The sequence below is a fragment of the Streptococcus sp. 17.1 genome, from assembly GCF_016648655.1.
GTDB classification, from domain to species: domain Bacteria; phylum Bacillota; class Bacilli; order Lactobacillales; family Streptococcaceae; genus Streptococcus; species Streptococcus salivarius_E.
This window is the reverse complement of sequence record NZ_JACLQM010000020.1, coordinates 1-26,989: the sequence shown is the minus strand read 5'-3', so window position 1 is coordinate 26,989 and position 26,989 is coordinate 1. Positions and strand designations below refer to the sequence as shown.

Genomic DNA, 26,989 nt, shown 5'->3' with positions numbered 1-26,989 from the left:
GTTGAACCGGCTTCGGCTGTACCTGTGACGGCTGTAGCACCTGCGGTAACTGGGTTCACAGTTGGGGCTACTGGAGCTGTCGTATCTGGTACGGTAACGGTTGTCGGTGTTGATGTATTGTTTGAAGCATCTTTTGCTGTAACAGATACGGTGTCATTTTCCTTCAAGGCGCTGACTGGAACACTGAAGTTGCCATCTGGATCAGCTGTTGCTGTGGCCTTAGAGCCATCTGGAAGAGTAACTTCTACAGTTGAACCGGCTTCGGCTGTACCTGTGACGGCTGTAGCACCTGCGGTAACTGGGTTCACAACTGGGGCGTCTGGAGGTGTTGTATCTTTTTCTTCAAATACATAAGTCAACAACTGTCCGCCTGGAGATAGGGTAACTGTGTTGTTGTCTTCATTGTAGGAAGGTGCTTTGCTATGGTCGATTTTCTTTAATTTATAACCTTTAGCTTCGACTGCAGCAATCTTTTTGTCCTGGGTGCTAAGGTTAACAACCTCATTTTCGTCACCTGGAATCGCACTACTTGCTTCGATTTCATTGCCATTCACATCAACAAATTTCATGTGAACGATTTGTGGTGCTGTAAATTCAAATCTTTCAATCTGAACACGTTGCAAGTTTGTACCAGAACCTGTACTTCCTAGGAATGAAAGGGCAAATGTTGGATTACCATTAGTCAAGGCACGCTTAGCCTCAGCTGTCATGATGCTAGTGTTAGCGTTTTTTAAGTTTGTTGTCCAAGTTTGTGAGCCATAAGTTACTGTAAAGTTTTTATCTTTATCGTATACAATTTTAAAGTCTACCCATTCGCCATTAGGTTTTGGATCTAGAGCAGCAGCTGCTGTGCTACTTGTCGTTACCTTACCGGCAGCATTTGATGAGTAGAATGAACCGAAGGCGTTTTGCTCCCACACAAACTTTCCATTTACTTTACGTCCGTTTCCATATTTTGGATCGGCTGATGCATTTTGGTTCGCATTTGGATTAGAGGTGTTATGCCATGAGTCCAGTTTGAAACCAAAGGCATTTTTGATAGTTCCCATACCAATAGACGCACCTGATTGACCAATAGTATCTACCTTACCTGTATGGAAGACGAAACCGACTCCATCACCACCTGGGCGACCATCTGCATCAGTTTTGCCTTCATATTTATTACCGATATCAACTTTACCAGTGAAGGTGAAGGGTTCTCCAGAGTCGATTTTAAAACGAAGGTAAGCACTACCAACTTGACCTGAAACGTCATCTGTCAACTTAATGGTACCTGTTGATTTATCATATGTAGCAGTTCCACCTTCTTGGAAGAAACTTTCAAAGTTTTCTTTAGTAACTACCGCTCTTTGCAGGTTAGTTTCATCCACTGAACGTGTTGTTCCTTCAGTAGAACGACGTCTACGTACACGAGGTGTAGCTACAGTTTCTAACACAGTTGTTGTAGTTTCTGTAGCACTCTCTGAACTTGCTGTAGTTGTTGCTGTCGATGCTGTAACTGAATTAGATACCTCTGAGGCAGCTGTTGGTTTTGCACTCGTTGAGGTTGTAGCTTCTGACGAAGCTACTGGACTTGTTGATGAAGCTTCTGACGATGCTGGTGCTGAACTTGTTGTACTTGTCGCAACAGGTGCTTCTGAACTTACACCTACACCTGAATCAACCGTTGTTGTAGGCGCCACTGATGACGTTGGAACCGCTTCAGTAGCTGCTGGTGCTACCGTAGTAGTTGAGGCGCTTTCTGGTGCTGTGATTGGCGGAGTTGTGGTTGAGGCTCCGTCACCTTGACTTGCACTGACAGCTGTGGCTGCAACTGTTGCTCCATCAGATGTCGTTTCATCCGCTTGAGCTGTGTGACCAATCATGATCAAAGTACCAAGCAAGACCGAGCAGACTCCGATATTCAATTTACGAATCGAGAAACGACTCTTCTTACTAAAGATATCTTTACCCATATATCCTCCTAGACAAGAAATCATTAGATTTTGATTACTCTTGTCACTTCTAAAAATAATATAAATTGAATTTCCCTAACATCAAATATATCATATTGTTAAAATTGTAGCAACATTTTAGCATTTTAGTTTTAACCTTTTAGTTTTTCTTTAACCTCTTCCGATTTAACTTAAATTTCCTGAGTAAAATTAGCCTATACTTTGAGGCTGTAAAAAATATAAGTATCCTTACAAATAAAAATACAAATATAAATTAACTCTATAGTAAAAAGCATTTAGAGAGTTTACAAAATAAAACAATGACTATTTTTAGATCAATCTTCAATTATTAAATAGAAGTCAATATTATGGGAAGATAACTTTAAAAACACCCATCTTTTACTCATCTACGTCGATATTTGCATCTGTAAAACCAACTGAATTTTGACATTTTAATGTAACGATATCCTTTAATTGATATTTTTTTTAATAAAACTCAACACAATTAGTTCTTGGGAATATTCAGAATTATTATATATTATTCAAAATAAAAAGACAGTAGCTTCAAAATGCTACTGCCTAATTACGATTTAGCTGATAGTTTTGATAAATGGTAGTAATTCCCTAAAAACTCATCTCAAATAAAAGAATATTCAATTGTTTTTCTGGTCTAAAACACGAACGATAATTTGTTCACTGTACTCCTCGTTTTCCATTAGTTCAATTCCTTGATCAAAATTATGCTCCGCATTAACTCAACGCCATGATAGCATCGATGAAAAGTTTCTTTGTGAAGTAACCGTTACTGATGAGGTAGGCTGTGTGGCGAGCGTTAGCTACCATCTGTGCATACTGCTCTTCGGTACATTCTTGAATGCAACGGTCTGCTTCTTCCAGACTTGAAACAACGAAGCCTAGACCATGTTCTTTGACATAGTCTGCATTTGAGAGGTAGTCAGGTACAATAACTGGGAGACCTGCGGCTAAGTAAGTGGAGAGTTTATAAGAGATATTCATCTTATAGTAGTCAAGCTCGTCCTCTGGTTTTTCCGAATTTCCCCAGACCAGACCAAATCCTCCCTTAGATAGTTCTAGCAAAAGCTCATGTTTATTTCGCCAGCCTTCGAGGTGGACTTTGGAATAATCCTTATCCTCTTGTTTATCTGCGTAGACGTGGAGAGGGGTAGTTTGTTTCCAGTCTAAGATATGTGGGAAACGTGTTGGGTTTCCGGCAAAAATCATTTTCTTTTGGAAAGCAGGCTGGTGCAAGTCCAGACTATGAGGTAAGTCCCAAAGTTTTTGGATGATAATCTTCTCAACTGTTAGCCCTTCCTCAATTAGTCGATCACGCATCTTTTCAGATGGAACAACGACGACATCACAGAGATTGTACATGTCAATATAAGAAGACATGAGATAGTAGTTACTATCAAACATGAGAGGTGGGACGTCGTGGATAAACATAACGGTCTTAGCATTAACAGCTTTGAATTTACGGAGCAATCGGCTGTCCCACTCACTACCATTCCATGATGGAGACTGGAAGAAAACAATGTCTCCAACACTTAGTCCTGCTACAATCCCATCAAAGCGGGAATTAAGCTCTCCATCTGGCTCTTGACTACTATCATAGAAATAAATTCCTAGTTCATTAGCACCGAGCTCTCTGGCAATCTTCATGGTATCATTTTGGGCAATCAAGGCCACACTGCGTGAGGACTGGCCAAATAAATTTGTAAAATGTACGCGCATGACATACTTCTTTCTATTATATGATAGGAAGTCCTCTACTTATAAGAAACAATCATAAAAATAAGTAAGAGGATAAAGAGGGCTATGCTGATAGCCAAGGTCAACATTTTTCGAATCGGTTGGCTAGCCCAATAACTTGGTTTACCGATATTACTAGTGGCATCCGTTGAGAAAATCTGCGTTTGACGCGGTTGGATGGTCACTAAGACGATAAGGGCAACCGAAAGAATCACTGCTAGAACCATAAATACTAACATCATAAGACTACCTCAACAAACCAATAAGGGTGAAGATTAAACCGATGATAATAACAAGTCCGAGCATGATTGAAAAACTCTTGTTGATCTTCTCTCCTCTGGTTTCTTTTTCTTTTGTGATAGGCTTTTGCTTGAGTTCTTCCATACGGCCTTCAACGTCACCGTAGAATAAATCTTTTTTAGACATGATTTCCTCCTAAAAGTGATTGTAAGCGGTCGGCCAACTCAGAAGCAGTCAGAGTATTGGCTTGAGCTTTTTGAGCTTGCATGGCCTCTTGCATGGCTTGATTGTCGCTTAGGACCTGCTTAATCTTGGCAACCATAGCTGGATAGTTCTGACTGGCATAGATATGCTCTGGTGCTGTATAGACAGGTCCATGAGCTGTTTCTGAAAAGGCCAAAATCAATAATTGGTGTTCAAAGGCAGTTCGCGTCGCCTTGTACAATTCATTATGATGATTGATATCCAAGTAGAGGTCAGACTCTTGATAGAGCTTGTCCAACTGCTTGTGACTAGCGTTTGGATGGAGCACAACGTTTGAATAACGCATCATCGAGAGCAATCTTGGGGACATCTCAGTGACTGCCGCAATCTGGAAGGTCACATCAGGGAGTGACTCAACCAAGGCTTCTAAACGCTCAATTTGGTCTGAATTGGTTGCAATAAAGGCATTACGAGGTTTGCCATGATTTTCCTTGAAATCATAGGCATAGCCAAGTGAAAAGACCTTATGTTTTTTATCCTCAGGCACTAGCGTTAAGGCTTTTTCATAGGTCACCTTATCAGGAATGATGATGGCATTGGCTCTGGCTGAATTATCCTCTAAGATACCATTCATATTGCCTGGTAGGATATCACCCAGTGGCTCTTGCCAGACAAGGACATCAGTGGCACCCTTATTTTGCATAGTCCATGAGACGACGAAAGGTGTTGCCAAGCTATTAAAGATAATGTGATCGATATCACCAAAGACCTGAGCTAGGAAGGCTTTAACAAATTCGGTACGGTTGGCGAAACGACGAAGGGCTTGTCCTGGTATAGTCAAGAGAATATCACTGGTAAGATGATTTTCCAAGATACGTTCGTCACCTTCTTTGGTTTGGTAGCTGGTAAAGACTGCCTGACCGTTCTCATCATGAGTGGTTTTGGCAAAGCAGAATCCATATTTGTTATAGTGGTCCACTTGGCGAATCTTTCCTGACTTGTCTAACCATTCGACACTTTTAACGATACGAGCCTTGCTACCTTCTGGGTAGGTGATGCGGGCACGTTCTTCGGTAAGATTAGACACACGCGCCATCTGATTGTTCCCTGAAATTTCCCAAAAGGCTGGCACAGGAACTTGGTTGAAAAAGCGTGGTTTGCCATTTTCCTCTTCTGCTTCCACATAATAGGTGAAAGGAGAGAGAGAGCCTTGAGGGAGAAAACCATCTGGATTGATGACAACTGTTGTGGCATCATAGCCTGCTACCTGAAGTGAGTAAGCTAGATCCTTACTGGCTTGATTGTAGTAATCACATAAGAATATCATGAGCGTACCTCCTCAAGTAACTGTTTCCAAGCTGCCTTGACTTGACTGGTCAAGAAGCCTTTGGCAAGGTCATAAGATTTTTGACGCATGACTTCGATAGTGCCTTTTTCATAGAGACGGACAATGGCATCCTTATAGGACTTGGTGATGACATCCACAACATGATTTTCAGCGACAGGGAGGAGATAACCGTTGCCCCCGTCTTCGATAAAGGTTTGATTTCCATAAGGCACATCAAATCCAATCATCGGAAGACCTGAACCAACCGCCTCCATGAGAGTAAGGCCAAAACCTTCACTGGTTGAAGCTGTTAGGTAGACCTCGTACTGGCTATAAATGTCAGTCAAGTCAGCGTGGCCCATGAGTCGGATATAGTCGCCAGCTTGTGCTTCGACAATAATCTCACGCAACTTGGCATCCATACTACCACTACCGTAGATATCAAAAGTGATATCTGGCAGAGTCTTATGAACCTCGATAACCGCACGAACCAACCAGTCAATGTGTTTTTCCTGAGCCAATCGTGAGGCCGTAATCATTGAGAATGGCTTACGTGGTTTGTCCTGCCCGACCAATTCAGGTAGACTTCCCACTGGAATAGTGTAAATCTTTGGATCATGGTTGGTGTAGCGACGGAACTGTTCCTGCAGAATTTCCTTCTGACGATCAGTTGCCACGATGAAGAAATCAACCTTGTCCGCATTGGTAAACTGGTACTCGTAATAGTTATTCCAGAGAATGTAGTTGTCATCAGTTTGATTGACACTAAAATGCTCAGCGTGAACAACGACGCCTAGGCGAGCAGCTTGCGCTTCTTCAAAGACCAACTGGCCAATACCTGTTTCACGGTCCAAGATGACCACATCATCCTTGGTTAGGGCTAGACGTTTGAAGAAATAGCGAAGGAATTCTTGCTTACCATAAAGAACCTGATCAGGAAAACGATAGATATCCTGATTATTGTCTCCGACAATCATGTCATAGGCTGTAGACCCATCTTCGTTATAAAAACGACGTTGGTAAACCTTGGCTTGATTGTCCTTAGGCGCAAAATACTCACTGCAGTAACGGGTGTAAGAGTAAAAATCCTTGCGCAAGAGCTTGTCATTGACAAAGTAGCTGACTGTTTCCACTGCATCTTCGTCCATCACACGAAGGTTACATGCTACTACCATATCATCCTGTGGATAATGGTAACGAATGAGACGACCAGCAACTTCCTTGCGCTCAGGATTGGCAGGTAAGATGGTCTCGATTTCCGCTAGGCTAATGGTCGATGGCGCAATCTTGATATCTGTAAAATAGTTATGGAGCCAGATGATTTCATCGTCTGAAAAACCAATCTTGCTAGTCATATGCTCGATATTATCCCCAAGGATGAGGTCCATAAAAACAAATTTTGCTTCTTGCCCCATTTCCCTGAAAATCTTAGCACGATAGGCCTGAGCATATTCGACACCACTGCTGGCCCAACCTATGCCTAAATTAATGTTATATACTGTCATAATTTCCTTATTTTATGGGAAATGGCTGATGATATCTCCTTTTTTAGTGACTTGCACCTGACTAAGGAGAAGATTACGAACCATATCCTTTCTGATTTGACGTTTCATGGCTTCAAAGCCCTTGTAAGCCTCTTGGTAATATTCGACAATCGGGTTCTTTTGACTGAGTTGTTGGCTACCAATGGCCATCTGAAGTTGTTGCAGATAGTCTACCTGCTCCACCCAGTTGTCATCCACAGCCTTAAGCATGGATAGGCGTTGGAAATACTCGTTAAGTTCCTTAGTTTTCAACTCCTGCTTTTTAGCATCAAGTTCACGATAGGCAAACTGGTAGATGAGTTCCAAGACTTCCTCACGATTGTTGAGGTCCAGATCCTTAGGGATTTCATTGATGCGGAAGCTGATATTACGCAAGATAAAGTGGTAAAGATTTTCCGCTTTTGAGAAATCTTCCTCAGCCATAGCCTGGTCGATAAAGTCATCAAGAACCTCGTCGATAACAGTGTCCAAACCTTGATTGTGATAGATGAGGCGGTCACGTTGTGCGTAGATCATCTCACGTTGGATGTTCATACTTTCTGCGAACTCAAGGGTCTGACGACGTGAGGTACGACCGGAACTTTCACTAGCTTCTTGGGCTTTTTCAACCAATTTACGATACTTACGACCTGTCAATTCCTTAGGATCGATGTGATCACTAATGGCGTATTCTTTGTAAGTACGGTGAACCCAAGATGGACCGTATTTTTTAATCACGTCATCTTCAAGGGAGACGAAGAATTTAGACATACCAGGGTCACCCTGACGTCCAGAACGGCCACGGATTTGCAGGTCAATACGCTGACTTTCCATACGTTCGGTACCGATAACGACCAAACCACCGAGTTCAGCCACACCCTTTCCGAGCTTGATATCTGTTCCACGTCCAGCCATTGACGTCGCAACCGTCACGGCACCCATTTGTCCTGACTCAGCAATCATCTCAGCCTCACGTGGCGCATTGTTGGCATTTAGGAGGTTATGAGCAATTCCTTCACGCAAAAGCAAAGAAGAATAAAGCTCTGACATTTCCACCGAACCAACGAAAATCAAGATTGGATTTCCCTTTTCATGATAATGCTTAACATACTCTAAAGAGGCAAAGACCTTCTCTGGTAGGGTCGCATAAATCTTATCTGGATAGTCGATACGTTGTTTCTTACGATTGGTTGGGATTTGAATGACCTTCATGCCATAGGTATCGAGAAATTCTTTTTCCGCAACCTTACCAGTACCAGTCATCCCTGAAATTTTCTTGAATTTTTTAAAGAGACTTTGGTAAGTGATCGAAGCCATGGCTCTGGTTTCTTGTGACAAGGCCACTAATTCCTTGGCTTCGATGGCTTGGTGGAGTCCACCTTGGAGCTTGGTCAATTCCAAGAGACGACCTGTCGATTTATCAAGAAGTACCACTTCGGGTCCCTTCTTGCCATCACGAATGATATAATCCTTGTCCTTTTTATAGAGCAAGTGGGCACGAAGAGAAAAGAGCAGGTGACGGGCAAAGGTGCTGTTTTCCTCATCGTAGAGGTTACCGATACCAAGGTAATTTTCAGCAGCCTTAGCCCCTTTAGTAGTCAACCAGACTTCCCCTTTTTCCTCTTTGAAGATATAGTCCTCACCCTCGACCAAAGTGGTCATAAGCGTATCCATCATCCCATAGTAGTTAGACTGAACACGGGGCGCACCAGAGATAATCAAAGGTGTCTGTGCACTGTCAAGGAGGACAGAATCCACCTCATCGACAATAGCATAGTTAAAGGGACGCATGTATTTTCCGTCTTGGTTAGAAGCAAGGTTATCAATCAAATAGTCAAAACCTAAGCTAGAATTGGTCGTGTAAACGATATCTGATTGATAGATGGCACGCTTTTCTGCCGGTTCCATCTCATTGCTGCCTTCCACACAGGGAACACCAATCGTCAAACCTAGGAACTCGTAGACCTGACCCATTTCCTCAGCGTCACGGATAGCCAAGTATTCATTTGTCGTAACAAGGATAGCCCCTTCACCTGACAAGGCATTAAGGTAGACTGGCATGGTAGCCGTCAAGGTCTTCCCCTCACCAGTGTACATCTCAGCGATATGACCTTGGTGCATGACAATTCCTCCCATGACCTGAACATCATAAGGGAACATGCCTAACACGCGCTTATCCGCTTCACGAACAACCGCAAAGGCTTCAGGCAGGAGGTCGTCCAAGCTTTCTCCTTGAGCCAAACGCTCCTTAAATTCCTGCGTTTTATTTTTCAACTCAAGGTTGCTCAAACCAGCCATTTCATCGGCTAGGCCGTTAATTTCCTTGAGTATCTCCTTAACAGGGAGAATAGGATTCAGTTGTTTAAACATGTTCTTCTCCTGTTTCTTCCAGTTTTAAGTTGTAGAAATCTAGCTCTTTGACCCCAGCACTCAAGAGGGAAATACGGTAGGTATAGGCCTCGTGAGGGTAAACAAAGGTCATCTGGGTACTCTTTTCAATCAACTGTTTAATTTCATTGTCATAACGGTCCAAAAAGCTGACTTTCAAAAAGACTGAGCCTGTTGGGACAGCTTCAAGATTGGCCGTCAAGTCATAACTATGCCCTTTTTTCAAAAGTGGGAGGGCAGGTTGGGTACGACCAGCTTGGTAGTTTTGGATGGCCACCCAAGACTGGATTTCCGTTCCTGATGGCACCAAAGGATTGTAAAATTGCACAGAACCATCTTGGCGCTTAACAATTTTTGAGCCATACATGTAGGCTTTGTGGTTTAAGCCCCACAAGATTTCTGATTTCTTGTTTCTGAACATTCTTACTCCTTCCTTCCAAAATCATTTTCTAAAATCATACGGTAAAAATTAACAAACCAAGTTGTCGCCGTATAAGAATCATCGTTGTGTCGACCTGACGTTCCCTTGCTGAGAATCTTAGCCCCTGAGTAATAGAGAGACTTGGTAATGTCCTCGTAGGCCGTCGGATCCATATCCTCGTCTTTCATGTAGGAAAGACCAAAAGTTGTATTTGAGAAGTCTGCTTTTTCAAATTTATCCCAGAACTTCTGATTAAGGGCCTCGACACCCTCATTATCCAAACGGCCTGTCTGCAAATGCAAGACATCAATCCCTGTTGGAAAGACCTCTGGCGCCAAGAGTCTGGCACGATTACCGATAGTACCAACATTGGCTAGAGGCTTAGACATGATGATAGCATGAGGCTCAAAGTCCGCACCATAGTACATTGATGGGAAGGTTCCCATGGACATTCCTGAGAGAATGAGCTGACTATTGTCAAATCCTAGATAGTCCAAGTAATGTTGGATGGTGTCTTTGATGCTATTTTCAAGCTCTTCAGTTCCCATGTAGAAGGCTCCCCCTTGGAGACGAGGGTCTGAGAAGAGCAAGAATGGTGTTCCCATCCCCTTCATCATTCCGAAACCTTCAAAACCTTCGGCAGGACGGAAACCTGAGAAGTAAACTGACAAAGGTGGCTTGAAGTCCCCAGGATAAAAGAAATAGTTGATTTCCTGACGCTTGCTGTCGTGGAGAATACCACCACCAAGTACAAATTTACCGAATTGGAAACGGGTCAAACGTTGGTGGAGCCCGCCGATTGTAATCTGACCTTGGCCTTTCATTTCAAGACTAGCAGCCAAGAGGAAGGTCATGTCCTCATCAAGAACAATGGCCCCTTTGCGCATTTCTTCTTCTGAAACGATATAGGTCTTAAAAATACCTGCGACCGAACCTTCTGGCAAAAGATTGAGAATCAACCGACACTCGCAAGTCTCCTCTTTTTCAAATTCCAACCAAAGCTCGATAGGATTTTCCTTGCTGGCTCTGACATTATAGGTCCAGTCCAAGACAGGACTAAAATCTTGACCATAATCACCTTTTAAAATGACATTTTCATGACCGTGGTAGGTCACCTCACCAGTAAAATTGGGGTTAACCTGGGTAGTGAAAGGAGACATCTTATCCCCGTATTGGCCTGAAAAGAGTGCTTTTGAAAAGGTAAAGAGCAACTGTCCTTGATTTGAAAAATCAGTCGGCACAGCACACATTTCCTTGATGAACTGAGCAAGTATCTCATCCGACACTTCAATCGTTTGATCAAAGAAAATAGCATGAGGAATCAAATGCTCTTTAATAGCCATCAATTCCGCAAGACCGGCAAGACTGTCAACTATAACAGCTGTGAAAGTCTTGATTTCGACTTCTTCGATGATTTCTTGTAAGGTCTCAAGCTGACCAAGATTGCAATAATACCATTTCATATTTTCAGGAATTTCCTGATTTTCTGACCAGTTGGATGATCCAACTTGTAGTATCTTCAGACGATTATCCTTGGTCATTCTGCTCCTCCTTCAACCAATTTTCCCATTTTTGCACCAAACGGTCTCCTGTATTTTCCTTAATTTTCTCAATAGAGTAGATAAGGGAACGGTTCCAGTTGTTCAACTGTCCCAAATAGTAGTAAGCCCCTTTTTCAAAATCAGACAAGTGCTTCAAGATATAACCATTCTCTTGGTGGGTCACATACTCAGACGCCACACGGTTAATTTGTGGAATACCAGCACTAATTCCAGCAATCTGTGTATAACGATTAGGTTCCTTGCTCAAGTCGACAATGAGGCGTGTAAACTGAAGGGCCTTGATAAGGGCAGTCTCGTCACGCAGGTCTTGGAAAGAAAATCGGCTGACGATTTCATTATTTTCTTCCAATTTATTTTCTGCACCACTACTTTCAACAACCTCTTCAAAGGCATCTGGACTCAATCGTTCTTCAATCATTTTTTCCACTTGATTTTGCAGGCTACCAAGTTGCTCTGGATTGGCATTAAATGCTCCAAATTCAACCTGTGTCTTAGGATACTTAGCCACAAAAGCCAAGACCTGATAAATAGCCTCTAAATCCAACTGATCGAAGTCAACCTGATAAAAGATTTTAGACTCTTTGACACGTTGACTGGTTCCCAAAGCCAAACGGGTATCGAATGAAGCCATGTGTTTGAGTTTCTTAGCCTCTTCTGGATAGGCAACCTGAAGCTGCTCCAAGTAATCGTAACGGTCAGCAATCAACAAGTCCACTTGCGGCAGAAAGGCTTCATAGGTGTCAATACTATCGTCCTGATTACGTTCTGCGAACCAAGTCAAAATCTTAGTGTTGTCTGCTGGCAAATGTTCAAAGAGGTGTTTGTTATGGCGTAAATCTGAGGCAATAACAAAACGGTCCTCTGCTTCTACCTTTTCGTCCAAGAATTTAGTCAAAAATTCCCAGATAACTTCCGAAAGATTACCGTAGTAACTCTTATTAAAACGACCTTCCGTACGAGGGTTGGCTACAATTCCACGGCCATCAAAGAAATGACAGAGTTGCCAGACTCCCTTGGCATTAAGATAGTTTCGATAGCTTGGTTGTCCACCTTCATAATAAAGACTACTTGAGATAAAACCGCGGTCATCGTAAATGTCTTCGCGAATGATTTGCTCATCCTTATAGTAGCGAATCATGCCAATAAAGCCTTCTGAGCCAAACTCAATCTCGGCATAACGCTTGTGTTGACATTGTACCACGATAGCAAATGGTGTGTGAACAAAGGTAGCCCCTTCTGGCCATTCCAAATCTGTCACCTGAAGATTTTTCATATCTTCATCAGTGATACCCTGAATCAAGTCAAAAATAGCTGTATAGCCAACTTCCAAGACATCATGACGATGCAAGAAATAACGCAAATGTGGTTGGTAGGCCAAAAGCAAAAGCTGAGGGGCTAAGTCCTCATCCTGAAAGATACGAACTTGGTGCAAGCTGTCATCAAATTCAATTTTTTGGCGGATACGGTACCAAGGATCAATGACCGTCTTCCAAAATTCATCCGTCTGTCCATACCAAGCTGGAATAAAATAATACATGAGTTCTCCTTCATTGTCTTTTCATCACAATACTTGAGATTGAGGGGCAGACCGATCAGACATCACCAGCCTGCCTCTCAACCCCACGAGGGGTGAGAGTTTATACATTTTCAAAAAGTGGGGTGTAGGAAGTGTTAAGCTTCAAGGCTTTCATTTCCTCGTTAACATTGTAAATCATACCGCTAAAAATCAAGAATGTCCCAGGAATCATACTCAGTTGTAGGTAATCTGGATTGACCAAGATAATCAGCATTGGAGCACCTGCCATAAAGAGCATATAAAGGGCACCGATAAAACCAAGTCTAAGCACCAAATGGTTGATATAGGCACTAGTTTCTTGGCCTGGATAAACACCGTAGATATACTCACCTGACTTGCGCATTCGCTCAGAGATTTGCTCACCAGAGACATTAACGAAGGCAAAGGCTAACCCTAAAACGAAGAGCATGACCAGATAAACAACCAACCAAAGAGGTTGACCGACCGTCAAGGCCTTGATAGCACCACTGGTCCACTTGTTTTCAGGATGGATAAATTGAATCAGCATAAAGACGTACTGCGGAATACTAACCAGCGACATGGCATACATGAAAGGCATCCCTCCGGCTGGATTCAGCATAATATCCAAGTAAGAATACTGTTTAAAGCGGTTATGAATATTGATTTTATTGATTGAGATACGGTATCTAGCCCTCTGCACAACCCCTGAAATATAGAGGAAGACCAAACTGAATAGAATCAGAGGAAGCAAGACATCCCAACCGATACCTAGCTTTTCAATACTATCCATGATTTGATAGGGCAGATTGGCCATCATACTTGCCATCAAGATAACAATGGAGCCTCCAATCCCAAAGAGTGAGTTGAGGTCTGATAGCCAAACCAAGAAGAAGGTCCCGGCAATTAATAAAATGGTATTCATGAAAATAGCGAGACTAGCATTAACCCCTGAAACGATAGGTAAATTCAAGGATACTGCCAAAGATTGAACAATGGCAATCCCTAGGGCCAAATACATGCGTCTACGGTCCTGAATCTCAATGGGAAGATTTTTCAAGCCCATTTTCTTAGAGAAAGAAAACATCTGCCAGAGAATCATGGCCGACATCCAGGGCGACAAGCCCACTGAAAATAGAGACATGGACCTGAGGTTTCCCCCCATCATGGCACTAGAGAAAGCCAAGGAACCTATGGCTCCCCCAAAGATATTTGCATTTTTCAAATCCACAAACGGTAGAACCAATTGATTTCCCAAACAATAAATAAAGAGGAAAAAGAGGGTCCATAAGACACGTTTGGTGATTATCGATTGACTAATTTTTTTCACTATTACTCCTATTTCCTGCCCATAGACAGGATGATGTTATTTCGATTGAAACGAGACAGAGACGCCAGTTCAGCCTACTTATCCAAGCAAAGGATTACAGGCTCTTCTTACGCATTTGGCGAATGGTCTCAGCCATCTCTTTCCAACGATCTCTTGAGTAGGTTTGTTGGTTATGCTTGGTTGACTTAAGGTCCTCGAACCCTAAAATCGGTTTGTTTTCAAACCTAAAGGCATCAAGAATTTCCACTACTTTTCTTCCTGGATTGATATCTAGAAGCAAGTCACTGGTACGCAACAATTCCAAATCTAGCCCATTTAAGCCCGCAATGGCTGAGTAAACCGTCACATTTGGATAGGTAATCAATTGGGCCAGTTTATCTGTCACATGCTGTCGAGAGGCAATTTTAAACTGTACCTTAGGAAGAGCCGAGATAAGGTCCGTCAAATGCGGAATTTCTGAAATGTTGGTGTAAATCAAACAAGTAAACGGACGGCCCTTAGGATAAATCATGTCCTCTGAAAGTGGCAATAAAGTGGCATTTTCAGCAACCTCTGACCAATCCATTTGAGCATAGAACCACCAGACCTCGCGATAAGCTTGGCAAGCCAATGGTAACCAAGGCTTACGGTGTGAGGCATAATGCACAACCTTAGGATAGTCTTGACCATTTGGCAGATGGAAACCAGCTAAACTAGACTTGGTAACCGCATAGTTGTTGTCAAAAGACAAGGGCAACCAGTTGTTACGGAAGACCATGTTTAGAATGGACTGCTCCGCAAATGGGACCTTATCATGCCATTCGCTAGTCATGTCAATAAAGTGACGTCTCATGTTGTACTGCTTCCAATAAGCCGTATCAATCACCATGAAGCCAGCATCAAACATCGCTTGGCGATCCTGAACCTGAATAGCATAATCACGCACGGCAGCCAAAGGTCGACCTTGCAAATCAAGGGTAAAGAGGTCCTCTAGAGAACCTGTAACCACCATGTCACTATCCAAATAAAGGGCCTGTTCCTCAGACACAAAGTCCGCTACAAAATAGCGAAGATAGCTTGCATAGTTGCTATTAGTCTTGTATTGCTTGATATGACTACTATCCACACGACAGTTAATCACTTCACTACCAAAGGCAGCCAGATGACGGTTTAGTCCTCTAAACCACTCTTGAGAGAAATCATCATTAATCAAGTAAAAACGAATGTTGCGATGATGGAAAACGATGGATTTGATGGTCGTAAGCACTTGGTCAACATAAGTATAGTTAGCCGCAAGAACAATAGCACGCTTTTTAGTCTCATAACGTTGAGGAGCTAAACTCAAGACCTGGAATTTCTCCTGAATGGAGCGGTAGGCATCAGAATCCGTGAGACCTTGCTCCTCCACATTTTTCAAGCAAGCCTCTAGCATCTGACGGTAGGTGACCATGTATTTCTCCAGAGGGAAACCATGACTAGCAACAATAGCCAAGCGTTCTTCCATGGCATAAACCAAGGTCATCATCCAGTCTTGCATCCAAGTCGCTGATGGCATCTCTGGACTCTCACGATATACATAAAGTCCCTTGTTGAGATATACCGTACGCTCACTCATGAGATAGGCTTTAAGGTTGAAAAAGCCATCCTCCCCTGCATGCTCTTTTGGAAAAAGCAAGTCATTAAACAAAGAACGTTTGTAGAGTTTGCCTGTCGCAGAAATCAGAGCGATGTTAATGTTATTGGTTTCTTCAAAGAGACCATCAATAATCTGAGCCGGTGAATAAACCTGCTCATAATAATCTTCATCTTTGATATAAAAATAAAAGAGATCTTCCGATTCCTTATAGACACTGTAATTGGCCACTGCGATATCCGCCTTGTGGGCCTGCAGAGTCTTATAAAGTTCCTCCAGATAAGTAGACTCTACCCAATCCTCAGCATCCACGTAGGTGACGTAAGCTCCCTTAGCCTGACGAATACCAATATGGCGAGCATCTGAAAGCCCTCCATTATCCTTTTTAAAATAGAGGATACGAGAATCCCTAGCAGCATAACTACGGCAAATGGCATCACTATTATCTATTGAGCCATAATTGATGAGAATAATTTCAAGATTTTGATAGGTCTGCCCCAAAACACTGTCTAAACAGGTCTGGAGTTGATTTTCTACATTGTAAACGGGAATAATTACGGAAATTTTTTCTGTCATTTTCTTACTTTTCTAGCTGTGATATTTTTTCTTGTCTCAAAAAGTCATAATACAATAGGACTATCAAAAAATGTTTATAACTGTTTTCATTGTCACACAAGATCTGAAATCCCATACACTTCATATCATTTTCCTTATTTTTTCGAGACTTAACAACATTAAATTATACCATAATATCACTTAATTTTCTAATAGATTAAATCTATTCCAAATTAGATTACTTTTATTTCAAAAACCGACAGTTAAGAAGTCTAGCGTGAGAACTGATGGTTTGCTCTTGGTCTGAGAGGCTCTTCTATCAATCCAAACCTGGACTTCTTCAAATTTATGATTCACATCTTGTAGTCCAAATTAGTATGTCGGTAGGATGCCATTAAATTACTATCACTCTTGAAGTAATTCATATATGTGAAACTCAGAAGCGCAATCAAGTCATTCAATGAAAAGAAAAACGATAAAACTACCACAATGAGGTTTATAAAAATAAGCTTTTTCGGGGATTAAACTTATTTTTATCTAAGTAAGATAATATCTCGTAGAAGCTAATGACACCTAATCTCACCCTCATCAAAAACGGCATCATTTTACAAAAAATATTCATTTAGTACTCTAAATTAGATATTTTAGTCTCCTAATAGCCTTAAATTATTAAATAAAATTATCACATCGCTTTTTATTAATTTTTTTGATTATAAAAATATTATTAGATAAAAAAATGGATATCATGAGTTCTATAGAAGGATATAAGAAGAAAACAATATTGATAAATATGTTAACTAAATACTACTGTTATGTTTTTTATAAAGCATTATCAGTTGCTTCTTATCAAGAAAAAACCTCCTAAACACATTCTCTAATTTTTTGACATTTGTTATCAGGGCATGATATAATCAGTGTAAATCAAGGAGGAATTAATAAACATGAATAAGAAATTACATGCTACTATTGGTCTTAGTGCTGCAATTTTAGCACTTGGTCTATCATCTTCTGCACTTGCAGATGAACAAGAATTGCCAGTAAACCTTCCCACTACAGAGGCTTTTGAAAACCTAGTTGTTGAAAACATCCCTGCTTCAGCCGTTGATGTCAATCTAGCTCACGAATCAGTAAACACAGCTACTACCGCTAATACTGCCACTGAGGTTAACTCGGCGAGCACTGCTATCCTTAGTGAGGAGGTAACTACACCTGCAAGTACTCCTGCACCAGCAGTTGAAAATACAACTCCTATAAATCTTGAAGAATCAAGTCCAGTTGTAAACACACCAACAGTTGATGAGCGTGTGTCAGAAGTTCGTATCCATCACATCCGTCGAACAACCGAAGCAAGTTACTCACAATTTAGCTCTCAAAAAGATGTGCTTTACGCAACGATTAAAACTCCTGCTTTCACTGAATACGACACAGCTGCTTTTGCGCCAGCAACGGTTACCGATGAAAACGGAAAAACATGGTATTTTGCTAAATACGACGACATGGTGCTTAACAATAAGAGTAATTACGGCGCACCTAAAAAAGGGATTGCTTCAAGTCCTATTATTGATGTTACCTACTTCTACGATGATGTTGACCTTGCGCCAACTGTCGCGCAACAGGCCCGTTTTGTCGATAATAAGGGACAGGAAATTGCTCCAATCCAAGTCAACATGGTTAGACGTGATATTGATTTAGCTTACTATGCCTATTTCCCGACTGCTCCTAAAACAATCCAGGCAAATGGTAAAACATATGAGCTACAATTAATTGATGACCAAGAAATTAAGTCACACAAAATTCGTATCTCAAATACTGTTACAATCACTTATATTTACAAGGAAGTGACTGAAGGAACAGCTGAAAAACCTGTAACACCAGTTACACCAACAAATGCTAAAAAACTTCGTCTTCCTAAAGGCAATAACGGTGTGAAAACACGTATCCCTGTTAACTACAGACACCAAACAAATTCTTCAAATCAAGGAACTACAAAATTACGTCTCCCTAAAGGGAATAATGGTGTTAAAACTCGTGTACCGGCTAAAAAGAACACTCCTATTCTTGCAGTAGACTACTTATAAGCAATGAAAAAAAAATTCCTAAGAAGTTATACTTCTTAGGAATTTCTTGCTTTAAGAAATAATATAACAAAAAACGTTTTCTATAAGAAGAAACTCAGGTTCCACTAAAAATAGCTTGAATTAAATCGTCAACAAGTAGGATTCTACAGACTTGGGGAACTATTGCCTATTGAACATTTTCTAAGATAGTTATTCCTCAGATAATAGACTCCTGTTAAAGGATATATCTTTTGATTCTCGTTAATTGATAGTAATTTAGTTTTTATATTTTACCCTTTATCCACAATCTTAATACGGCTACTGCCATCATGCGACTTGATGATAGCTAATTGTTGGGCGATGCCTTCTTTCATGTCGTCCACGTGACTGATGACACCGACCATACGGTTTTCACCGATTTGTTCCAGAACAGCGATGGCTTTGGTCAGGGCTTCCTTATCCAGTGAGCCAAACCCTTCGTCGATGAAGAGAGCTTCAACAACAGCACCTTTGCTAGTATTTTGCACCACCTCTGAGAGGGATAGGGCAATAGCCAGTGCAGCGATAAAGGTTTCTCCTCCAGACAAGGATTTGACGGAACGCTCGCTACCTGTCAGCTGGTCATAGACGTTGATGTCCAAACCAAAGTGATCACGCGCCCGACGCCCTTCTTCACTCAAGACAAAGGAATAGCGGTTATCCGTTAAGAGACCGATGTAGTTAGCATTGGCATAGTCTAAGATTTGTTGGAAATACTGACGGATAACATAGACTTCAAGATTGAGTCGTCCAGTTAGTGCTGTATTTTCTCCCTTAACCACCTTAACCAGATCGCTGAGCTCTTGGTGAGCTTTAAAGGCCTCTTGATTACTGTCTTGAAGGGTTTTGGCCGCTTGGTAGGTAGCCGTCGCATCTTTAATCCCCTTCTCAATGACAGACACCTGAGCCAGCTGCTTATCATAGCTCTCCTGACAATCCTCTACTGCTTGTGTTAGATTGCCAAGGTCTGGCTTTTCTTGGTCTTTGATAAGCTCTTGACCCTTGACAATCTGCGCCTTCAACTCTTGTTTAAGAGTTTGGTAGCTTGTCAATTGAGCCTGGAGCTCAGGAATCGCTTGCTTATTCACCTCAAGAAGCCAAAGCTGGATTTGCTCTAGGTCATTGGTGAGGGCCCCTTCAGCCATAAGACTTTGGTCTAGTTCAGCCGATAAACGCTTAGTTTCTTGGCTAGCATTTTCTTTAGACTTGGTTAAGCTCTCAAGTTGCCCCTTGATGCCTTGAATGTCAGCATGAAGTTGGTTGTAGGCTCCACTATTTTCCTTGACTTGCTTATTGTAGAGGTCCAACTCCTGCTTTGCTAGGGAAATACGTTCTTGATAAACCTCAACAGATTCAAGCTCTTGATGAGCTTCTTGTAACTCCTTAAGACGTTCCTTAGCTTGGTCAAGCGCCGCCTTAGCCTCTTGATAGGCTTTAGCCAAATCTATCAATTTTTCCTGAGCTTGCCCTAACTTCTCTTGATAATGGACACGATCTGCCTCTTCCTTATCAAAGCGTTTGTGTAGATCTTGATAATACTGCTCAACCTTTCGGAGTAAGGCTTGTCCACAGTCTGCTTCATAGTCCTCTGAAAAATCAAAATCAAATTGTCCCTTAACTTGCTCCTGGAGTTCTTGATAGTGTTTTTCGAGAGCTAGCTTGACTTTAGCCACTTGGTCAAGCAAATCTTGACGTTTAGATTCAACTTCGCTCAAGGTAGCCTGACGGTTTGACAAGGTAGCGACTTTCTTTTCTTTTTGAGCTTGAAGTTCCTCCACCTGATTCATGAGATCCTTCAAGGCCGCTTCATTCGCCTGTGTCCCATCGACCTTAGGATGGTCAATGGAACCACAAACCATACATGGCTGTCCATCCTCTAATTCTGCCTGCAACTGGGCAATCATGAGTTGACGACGTGAAGCTAAAGTGGTTGCTAACTGGTCTTCCAATTCCTTGAGACTTTCTTGAACTTGGTCAATATCCAAAGATAACCCTTGTTGACGTTTTTCCGTCTTGGCCAACTCCTGCTTCAAGTCCTCTATTTCTTTCAGGTCCTGAGCCAGTTGATTATCCACATTGTAACCCACAGACTGGAGGAGTTTTTCGGCTTCATGCAAGCTATCTAAACTTAGGCGATTGGCCTCCAAATCTGACAAGGACTTGTTAAGCGTCTCAATCTTTTTCGACGCCTGTTGATAGGTTTCTTCCAACTGCTTGTAGTTAGTGCTTGAACGTTTGATTTTCTCCTGCTCTCGGACAAGACTCTGAGCATAGATAATATCCTCTTTCCAAGTTTCAAGCTCCTCTTCTTTTTGAAGAGAGTCCTTAGATTGAGCTGCGAGTGCCTCTTTTTGAGCCTTAACTCCCTCAAAAGCCTGCTGCTTTTCACTCAATTCTTCCTGAGCGATTTCAAGATCCTGCTCTAATTGCAACAACTGTTTCTGATATTGTTTAAGGCTACTAATGGTTTCCTGCAGACCTTGAGCGAACTGCAATTCCTCCAGATGCACTTTGGCTTCTGCCTGTTCCTGAGCACCTTCCTCAATTTCCAGACGGTAACGCTCCTTGGCTTGCTTCAATTCTTGGAAAATCTTTGCCAAATCTTGGGCAGTTTGCAAGCTCTTCTGCAGTTTAACCAAATCCTCATAGGCATCCTTCAAGATGCTTTTTTGCTCCGTAAGACTTTCTTGACGCTGAGACAAAAGCTCTTCAAGGCGTGCCAATTTTTCAGAGGCTGGCGTTTGGATCAAGACTGCTAATTCCTCCTCAGACCACACCTGACTGGCAAAATGGCCATCTAGCTGAGCTTGGCGCTTATCCATATCCTTATTGCTCTGACGAAGACGCTCTTCCAAGCTCTTTTGAAAACGGTCAAAAATACCCGTTCCAAAGATTTTCTTTAAAATTTGAGTCTTGGTCTTGGAATCTTCTTTCAAGAAACGGCTGAAATCATTTTGCGGTAGGAGAATAATCTGCTTGAACTGCTCAGCATTGAGCCCCAAAATCTGCTCAATCTGGTCACTCACTTCCTTGATCTTATCCCCAAGCTTTTCAATTTCCTTACCCCCAATCTTATCCACAATGACTAAAGAAGCCGTCGCCTTTTGCATGGTCGTGCCCCCACCTCGCTTGGCTCTCTCCTGCTGGAGCACTCGCTCAATGCGATAAAGTTGCTTGCCTTGTTGGAAATAAAAGATTACCTTGGTCAAGTCATCCTCTGGACCAGCGAAGGTTGACCGCATCTCCTCAACATTGCGATCGCCACTGGTTGTGGCAAACAAGGCAACCGTCATGGCATCAAAGAGGGTACTCTTACCAGCCCCTGTGTCCCCACCAATCAAAAAGAGGGGAGCATGGTCAAACTGGGTGAAATTGATGACTTCCTTACGATAAGGTCCAAAATTGGTCAATTCTAACTGAACTGGTCTCATTGTCCACTCCTTCCAATCTCCTCAAAAATACTTTCCACAAGGGCAGTTTGTCTCTCAGACAAGACATCGCCCCCAGTCACTGTCTGGTAAAAATCAGAGACAATTTCCTGAGGCGACTGCATTTCCAAATCTTTTAAGTGCTGATCTACAGTCAAGCTTTCTTCCCTGACATCACCCAAACGACTGAAAGTGATTTCTACAATGTCTGTACCATAAATCTCTTCCAGACGGGCACGCACATTGATGCCCTCTAATTCCTTACGACTGGACAATTGAATATCAAAGGCAAACCAAGCCTTTTGACAAGGTTGTCCTTTATAAAATTCAGGTGACACCAAGGTTTCAAAAGGCTCCTGCAAGGTCACAATCGGCCGTCTGACCTCTAAAGGATGGAAGGCCTGAGACAAGTCTCCAGTTGCATCTAAGTCAAGAATATAAACGCCTTTTTCTTCCCTACGCTTGGCTTCTTTGACATTAAAGGTGACCGGACTGCCTGAATATTGCACGCGCTGGCTCGGACTGGCAAAACGCGTATGGATATGCCCTAAAGCCACATAATCGAAAGCCTTAAAAAGGTCACTGGTCACATTAGAAAGACCACCTACCGTATTGCTAGTTTCAGACAACATCAATTCCCGTAGACCTTGACCATCACTATCATCCTTCTTAGAAACCGCAAAATGCGTCACCAAGACATGGGCCTTGTCAGGATCAAAAGCTTTTTCCATATCCTCGAGAATATAGGCCAAGGCATCACCAATTCCCTGAACTTCCTTATTCTCATCGTCTTTATAGTAAATACGAGCATCAATGGGGTCAATAAAGGGAAGCAGGAAAATCTGGCAAGCCTCCAACTCAATAGGCTCAAAAGCCTCCTCCAAACGTGTGCTTAAATGAAGACCCTGATGTTGAAAAAACTCTCGTCCAAAATGCAAACGTTCAGCACCATCGTGGTTGCCACTGATAGCATAGACAGGAATCTGCTCCTCCAACACCAAGCGGGCCAAGGTCTTATTAAATAGCTTAATCGCATCCACAGGCGGCACCGCACGGTCATAGAGGTCTCCCGCAATGATAACCCCATCCACTTTTTCGCTAATAGCTAAATCCACAATCTGTTGAAAGGCCCACTCCTGCTCCTCCAACAAAGACCAGCCATTGAGGGTTCGCCCCACATGCCAATCTGACGTATGTAAAAACTTCATGACAGTCTCCTCATTCGTTTTGTCTTACTCTATTGTACCTTATCAAGCTAAATACTGCTTAAAAGATTCACAAACCTTGGGAGATTCCGTGAATTTTATCCGCAGACCAAAAAATCTCTCCCGAGCAATCACACTCGAGAGAGATTTTATTTTTGGAATTTATGAGAGATAAGGTGTGGAAATCTTAGTCTTGGTTTTTACGACGATTCATAGCCGCAAGTCCTGACATAAGTCCCATAACAACAACACCCATTGCTGCAAGGTTGTTATCTGACTCACCTGTTACTGGCAATTGTCCGTCGCCTTCTTTAGCTTTATCAGAACCATCTGCCTTCTTACCATCTTTGTTTCCAGATTTCTTCTTATCTGAACCTTTACCATCTGAAGCGCCATCGGCTGCTGATCCAGAACCTTTAGAACCTTTAGAACCTTTAGATCCATTTGAGGCCGCTTTTACAGCTTTAGAAGTTGAATTTCCACCATTTCCAGATTGACCATTATTACCATTTGAAGGTGTTGAGCCATCTTCGACCTTACGATAGATATAGGTCACGACTGTTTGACCTTTTGTCATCTTGTCTGTAGATTTACCTTCTTGACGAATCAATTCGTATTTCACACCATTACGGTAGATATAACGGTCACCGTGAACGTTAACTTCAGAACCAACAGAGTTAGTGATCACAAGTGGCATCTTGATTTGGTTACCATACTCGTCACGGTAGATAACAACGATAGTACCAACTTCTTTGTTAACTGCCGGTTTAGCAGGTTCTGCATTAACCACCTTGTAAACAACCTTTGTATCTTCACCAGGGTTGCTTGGTGTCACACCAGTCTTATCAGCCTTGTAACCTTTCACTTCAGGAACAAGAGTCATAGCAGCCTTAGTTGGATCGTTAGGATCATTTGTGTAAGCAACTGCTTCAACACCTGGGATTGGATTCCCTTTTTCGTCAACGGCAATAATCTTACCAAATTTAGTGTAAGTTACAGTCTCAACCTTGCTGTCCATAGTGACATCTTGAGAAGCCACACTGCCTTTATCGGCGAAGTAACCGTTAACCATTGGTGTAATCACGAGATCAAACTTAGTCTTATCTGCCTTCCATTCACCTGCAGTAAGAATATCACCTGTTACAGAGTCAAGCGTCAATGAACGTTTCCATTGTGCTTTCTGAACACTGTCTACTGGCAATTTAGCATTGCTATCTTTGCTTGCATAGTGAACAGTATATGTCACATCTTTAAGGTAAGCATCCTTAGCTGGCCATTTTGGACCGTTTGGTTGGTTAGGATAGATTGGTGTTCCTGGTTCGTGAGCATTGTCTGGATTAAAGTCAAGTGCTACACGTTTGAAGCTTACTGTCCAAGCTTGGTCAACTGTGCTATCCAAGTCAAAGCTTGCACCAGCTGGGTAACCATCTGTTACAAGGACATAGCCAAGGTCTTGATAGTGTTTGATACGTTCAGCTGTTGAATAGTTAACCGCTTCACCAGACTTACCAGCCAAAGTAACAGTTTCAAGGATTGAACCACTTGTTTTATCACGGTAAACAACACTTGCTTTTTGATCGTTCTTAACATAAACAACCTTAGTATCGCTAGACAAGTCACCTGGTGTTGCAGGTACTACCTTAGCAGTGTAACCTGGGATAGTTGGCAAGTTCTTGTCAACTGCAATCATCTTAGTTGGATCGTTAGGATCATTGATGTAGGCAGTATCTGACACACCTGCAATTGGGTTACCATTTTCATCGACAATGACAAATTTACCAAAGGCCTTATAAGTTACAGTGTCAGTTGCTTCTGGAACATCTGGAGTTACTGTCTTGCCACCTGCTACCGCTTTATCTGCAAAGTAACCATTAACAACAGGAACCTTAACTGTACCGTAAGTGTGGCTAGTTTCATTCCAAGTCACCTTACCAGTCGCTTGGTTATCCTTACCTGCAAAGGTATAGTCAGATTTCACATCTGCAGCTGGAGTTTTATCGCCAGCACCTTGGAAAGTAACTGTTTGTTTCGTCGCCTTAGTCACATCGTTAACGATTGCTACGTAAACGACACGAGTGTCTTCACCTGGATTTGATGGTGATGCAGGGACAACCTTAACAGTGTAACCAGGAATACTTGGAAGCGTCTTGTCGATGGCAATCATCTTAGTCGCATCATTAGGATCGTTAGTGTAGGCAGTTGTTGATACACCTGGAATTGGATTGCCATTTTCATCCACAGCGATAAATTTACCAAAGGCTTTGTATGTCACTGTGTCTGTCGCATTTGGTGCATCTGGAGTAACTGTCTTGCCACCTGCTACGGCTTTATCGGCATAGTAACCAGTAACAACTGGAGTTTTGACTGTTCCATAAGTGTGAGTCGTTTCAGTCCAAGTTGTTGTATTAGTTGTAGGATCTTCTTTACCGTTGAAGCTAAAGTCATTTTGAGTGTTAGCAGCTGGTGTCTTCGTATCAGCACCAGTGTAAGTCACTGTTTGACTTGTTGCTTTAGTGACATCTTTCGTGTCTTTTTCAACGATAATGTGGTAACGGTAACCTGGAGCTAGGTATTGACCACCACCATTAGCATCAATAGAAGCATCTAAACCTTGAGCGCCATTGGCAAATTGAACGAGGTCAACGACACGGCTTTGATTATAAGCCCAAGAACGATTTGAGCGAATCGTTGCAATACCGTTAACATAATCATATTGACGTTCTGCTTTTAAAACATCCACATAAGCATTAGCTCTAGACTTATCAGCAGAGGCATATTTGATGCGGTATCCTGCTGGCACTGGTGGAAGTTCTGTTATACCGGCATCATAGATTTTATTGTAAGTTTTACCGTTTGCTGTGATTGTTTCAGTTGAGTTGTTAATACGGTAGGTTGAAGAGTTTGGAATCTTATTTCCAGCTTCATCCACATAGTCGATAATACCAAGGTTGGCATAGTTTACGACGACCACATATCTACCAGTCGCATCGTCAATGTAGTCATAAGCTCTCATGACACCATCGCTATCACGACCGACTTTAAGGTGGTTGATATAATCAATGTTAACAAAGTATTGTTGACGCTCTGGCAAAAAGGCAAGTTTGTAGCCGAGGTTTGTCAAGTCAGGGTTTGTTGAGCCTGCTCCAGCATTTGTCAAAACAGCAACCGCATCAGTTGTACGAAGGCTACGGTTTGATACCGCAAGTCCCATAGCATTGATGAGATTTTCAGAGTTAAGACTTGCTTCAGCAGCATTCAATTCACTGCTTGTCACAGCCAACTCGCTAGTCGCTACTTTAAGGACGCTATTTACAGCGTTAGTTGTAGACTCTGCACTTGCAGTTTCTGCTGCAGTCGCAACTGAAGCAGCCGCACTTGTTTGTGCTGATACTTGACCAGCAGCTGGAGTTTCTGCTACAGCTGTTGAGTTAAGAGCTTGTGCACTAGTAGCTACAGATGAAACATTTGCTACTGCAGATTCAGAGCTCGCTTGCGATGCAGCCTGAGAAGTTGCTTCTGAACTAGCTGCTGTTTGACTAGTTGTTGAAGCTGCTTGGCTGTTTTGAGCTGCTGATTGCGGTTGTTCACTAGCCAAGGCCACAGTAGAGACTGAACTTGGTGCGTTTTCTGTTGTTGCTGGCGCTACTGATGCTGTTGTTGGCGTTGATTGCTCCACGACGACATCTGGCTCAGCAGTTGTTTCCATACCTGCGGTAGTTGGTGCTACCGTTTCATCAGCTTGGGCACCCTGCGCATTTGAGAAGATTGAAACTCCCAAAAGGACAGAGGCTACACCAAAGCTATATTTTCTTAATGAAAAACGTTGGCGTTTATTAAACATCTGTCTCTTATACACAAAA

At 42.3% G+C, this 26,989-nt stretch carries 16 protein-coding genes; all 16 read right to left on the bottom strand.

Annotated features, from left to right (window positions below):
• The coding region (locus H7T99_RS09355; RefSeq protein ID WP_201035987.1) for a lectin-like domain-containing protein at positions 1 to 1,955 on the bottom strand (1,955 nt) is incomplete at its 3' end.
• 729 nt (positions 1,956 to 2,684) lie between these two features.
• Positions 2,685 to 3,686, bottom strand: coding sequence for a sugar transferase (locus tag H7T99_RS09350; protein WP_037601940.1), 1,002 nt, complete (start codon positions 3,684 to 3,686; stop codon positions 2,685 to 2,687).
• Positions 3,687 to 3,721: 35 nt separating this feature from the next.
• The gene (gene asp5 / locus H7T99_RS09345; protein ID WP_002883546.1) at positions 3,722 to 3,946 is read right to left on the bottom strand and encodes an accessory Sec system protein Asp5; all 225 of its coding nucleotides are present in this window, start codon (positions 3,944 to 3,946) and stop codon (positions 3,722 to 3,724) included.
• Positions 3,947 to 3,950: 4 nt separating this feature from the next.
• On the bottom strand, positions 3,951 to 4,130 hold the full coding sequence (gene asp4, locus H7T99_RS09340; protein WP_002883547.1) for an accessory Sec system protein Asp4: 180 nt from the start codon (positions 4,128 to 4,130) through the stop codon (positions 3,951 to 3,953).
• Complete coding sequence (gtfB, locus tag H7T99_RS09335; RefSeq protein ID WP_037601938.1) at positions 4,123 to 5,475, bottom strand: accessory Sec system glycosylation chaperone GtfB; 1,353 nt, start codon at positions 5,473 to 5,475, stop codon at positions 4,123 to 4,125. The genes asp4 and gtfB overlap by 8 nt, the downstream gene beginning before the upstream one ends.
• A complete protein-coding gene (gtfA, locus tag H7T99_RS09330; RefSeq protein WP_037601936.1) occupies positions 5,472 to 6,980 on the bottom strand; it encodes an accessory Sec system glycosyltransferase GtfA in 1,509 nt (502 codons plus the stop codon). The genes gtfB and gtfA overlap by 4 nt, the downstream gene beginning before the upstream one ends.
• A 12-nt stretch (positions 6,981 to 6,992) precedes the next feature.
• On the bottom strand, positions 6,993 to 9,368 hold the full coding sequence (gene secA2 / locus H7T99_RS09325) for an accessory Sec system translocase SecA2 (RefSeq protein ID WP_037601934.1): 2,376 nt from the start codon (positions 9,366 to 9,368) through the stop codon (positions 6,993 to 6,995).
• Positions 9,361 to 9,807, bottom strand: a complete 447-nt coding sequence (asp3, locus tag H7T99_RS09320; protein WP_014634783.1) for an accessory Sec system protein Asp3 — start codon at positions 9,805 to 9,807, stop codon at positions 9,361 to 9,363. The genes secA2 and asp3 overlap by 8 nt, the downstream gene beginning before the upstream one ends.
• A 2-nt stretch (positions 9,808 to 9,809) precedes the next feature.
• Positions 9,810 to 11,348 carry an accessory Sec system protein Asp2 gene (gene asp2 / locus H7T99_RS09315; RefSeq protein ID WP_037601932.1) on the bottom strand — a complete coding sequence of 513 codons (1,539 nt, stop codon included), beginning with the start codon at positions 11,346 to 11,348 and terminating at the stop codon, positions 9,810 to 9,812.
• Positions 11,335 to 12,906 (bottom strand): accessory Sec system protein Asp1, encoded by a 1,572-nt coding sequence (gene asp1 / locus H7T99_RS09310; RefSeq protein ID WP_037601930.1) that lies wholly within the window; start codon positions 12,904 to 12,906, stop codon positions 11,335 to 11,337. The genes asp2 and asp1 overlap by 14 nt, the downstream gene beginning before the upstream one ends.
• A 100-nt stretch (positions 12,907 to 13,006) precedes the next feature.
• Positions 13,007 to 14,233: an accessory Sec system protein translocase subunit SecY2 gene (gene secY2 / locus H7T99_RS09305; RefSeq protein WP_021143846.1), complete on the bottom strand. Its 1,227-nt coding sequence runs from the start codon at positions 14,231 to 14,233 to the stop codon at positions 13,007 to 13,009.
• A 94-nt stretch (positions 14,234 to 14,327) separates the two neighbouring features.
• A complete protein-coding gene (locus H7T99_RS09300; protein WP_037601928.1) occupies positions 14,328 to 16,421 on the bottom strand; it encodes a glycosyltransferase in 2,094 nt (697 codons plus the stop codon).
• A 1,807-nt stretch (positions 16,422 to 18,228) separates the two neighbouring features.
• Positions 18,229 to 18,318, bottom strand: a complete 90-nt coding sequence (locus H7T99_RS10740) for a twin-arginine translocation signal domain-containing protein (RefSeq protein WP_155124243.1) — start codon at positions 18,316 to 18,318, stop codon at positions 18,229 to 18,231.
• A 429-nt stretch (positions 18,319 to 18,747) separates the two neighbouring features.
• A complete protein-coding gene (locus H7T99_RS09290; protein ID WP_037601921.1) occupies positions 18,748 to 21,927 on the bottom strand; it encodes an SbcC/MukB-like Walker B domain-containing protein in 3,180 nt (1,059 codons plus the stop codon).
• Positions 21,924 to 23,132: an exonuclease SbcCD subunit D gene (locus H7T99_RS09285; protein WP_037601918.1), complete on the bottom strand. Its 1,209-nt coding sequence runs from the start codon at positions 23,130 to 23,132 to the stop codon at positions 21,924 to 21,926. The genes H7T99_RS09290 and H7T99_RS09285 overlap by 4 nt, the downstream gene beginning before the upstream one ends.
• Positions 23,133 to 23,316: 184 nt before the next feature.
• Positions 23,317 to 26,970: a mucin-binding protein gene (locus tag H7T99_RS09280; protein ID WP_201035986.1), complete on the bottom strand. Its 3,654-nt coding sequence runs from the start codon at positions 26,968 to 26,970 to the stop codon at positions 23,317 to 23,319.
• Positions 26,971 to 26,989 lie beyond the last annotated feature (19 nt).

What these genes read in the sequence shown, in the direction of transcription:
- asp1 (WP_037601930.1), bottom strand. Translation starts at nt 12,906, where the DNA reads ATGTATTATTTTATTCCAGCTTGGTATGGACAGACGGATGAATTTTGG.
- H7T99_RS09290 (WP_037601921.1), bottom strand. Translation starts at nt 21,927, where the DNA reads ATGAGACCAGTTCAGTTAGAATTGACCAATTTTGGACCTTATCGTAAG.
- H7T99_RS09350 (WP_037601940.1), bottom strand. Translation starts at nt 3,686, where the DNA reads ATGCGCGTACATTTTACAAATTTATTTGGCCAGTCCTCACGCAGTGTG.
- gtfA (WP_037601936.1), bottom strand. Translation starts at nt 6,980, where the DNA reads ATGACAGTATATAACATTAATTTAGGCATAGGTTGGGCCAGCAGTGGT.
- H7T99_RS09285 (WP_037601918.1), bottom strand. Translation starts at nt 23,132, where the DNA reads ATGAAGTTTTTACATACGTCAGATTGGCATGTGGGGCGAACCCTCAAT.
- asp2 (WP_037601932.1), bottom strand. Translation starts at nt 11,348, where the DNA reads ATGACCAAGGATAATCGTCTGAAGATACTACAAGTTGGATCATCCAAC.
- asp5 (WP_002883546.1), bottom strand. Translation starts at nt 3,946, where the DNA reads ATGATGTTAGTATTTATGGTTCTAGCAGTGATTCTTTCGGTTGCCCTT.
- secA2 (WP_037601934.1), bottom strand. Translation starts at nt 9,368, where the DNA reads ATGTTTAAACAACTGAATCCTATTCTCCCTGTTAAGGAGATACTCAAG.
- H7T99_RS09300 (WP_037601928.1), bottom strand. Translation starts at nt 16,421, where the DNA reads ATGACAGAAAAAATTTCCGTAATTATTCCCGTTTACAATGTAGAAAAT.
- asp4 (WP_002883547.1), bottom strand. Translation starts at nt 4,130, where the DNA reads ATGTCTAAAAAAGATTTATTCTACGGTGACGTTGAAGGCCGTATGGAA.
- asp3 (WP_014634783.1), bottom strand. Translation starts at nt 9,807, where the DNA reads ATGTTCAGAAACAAGAAATCAGAAATCTTGTGGGGCTTAAACCACAAA.
- H7T99_RS09280 (WP_201035986.1), bottom strand. Translation starts at nt 26,970, where the DNA reads ATGTTTAATAAACGCCAACGTTTTTCATTAAGAAAATATAGCTTTGGT.
- gtfB (WP_037601938.1), bottom strand. Translation starts at nt 5,475, where the DNA reads ATGATATTCTTATGTGATTACTACAATCAAGCCAGTAAGGATCTAGCT.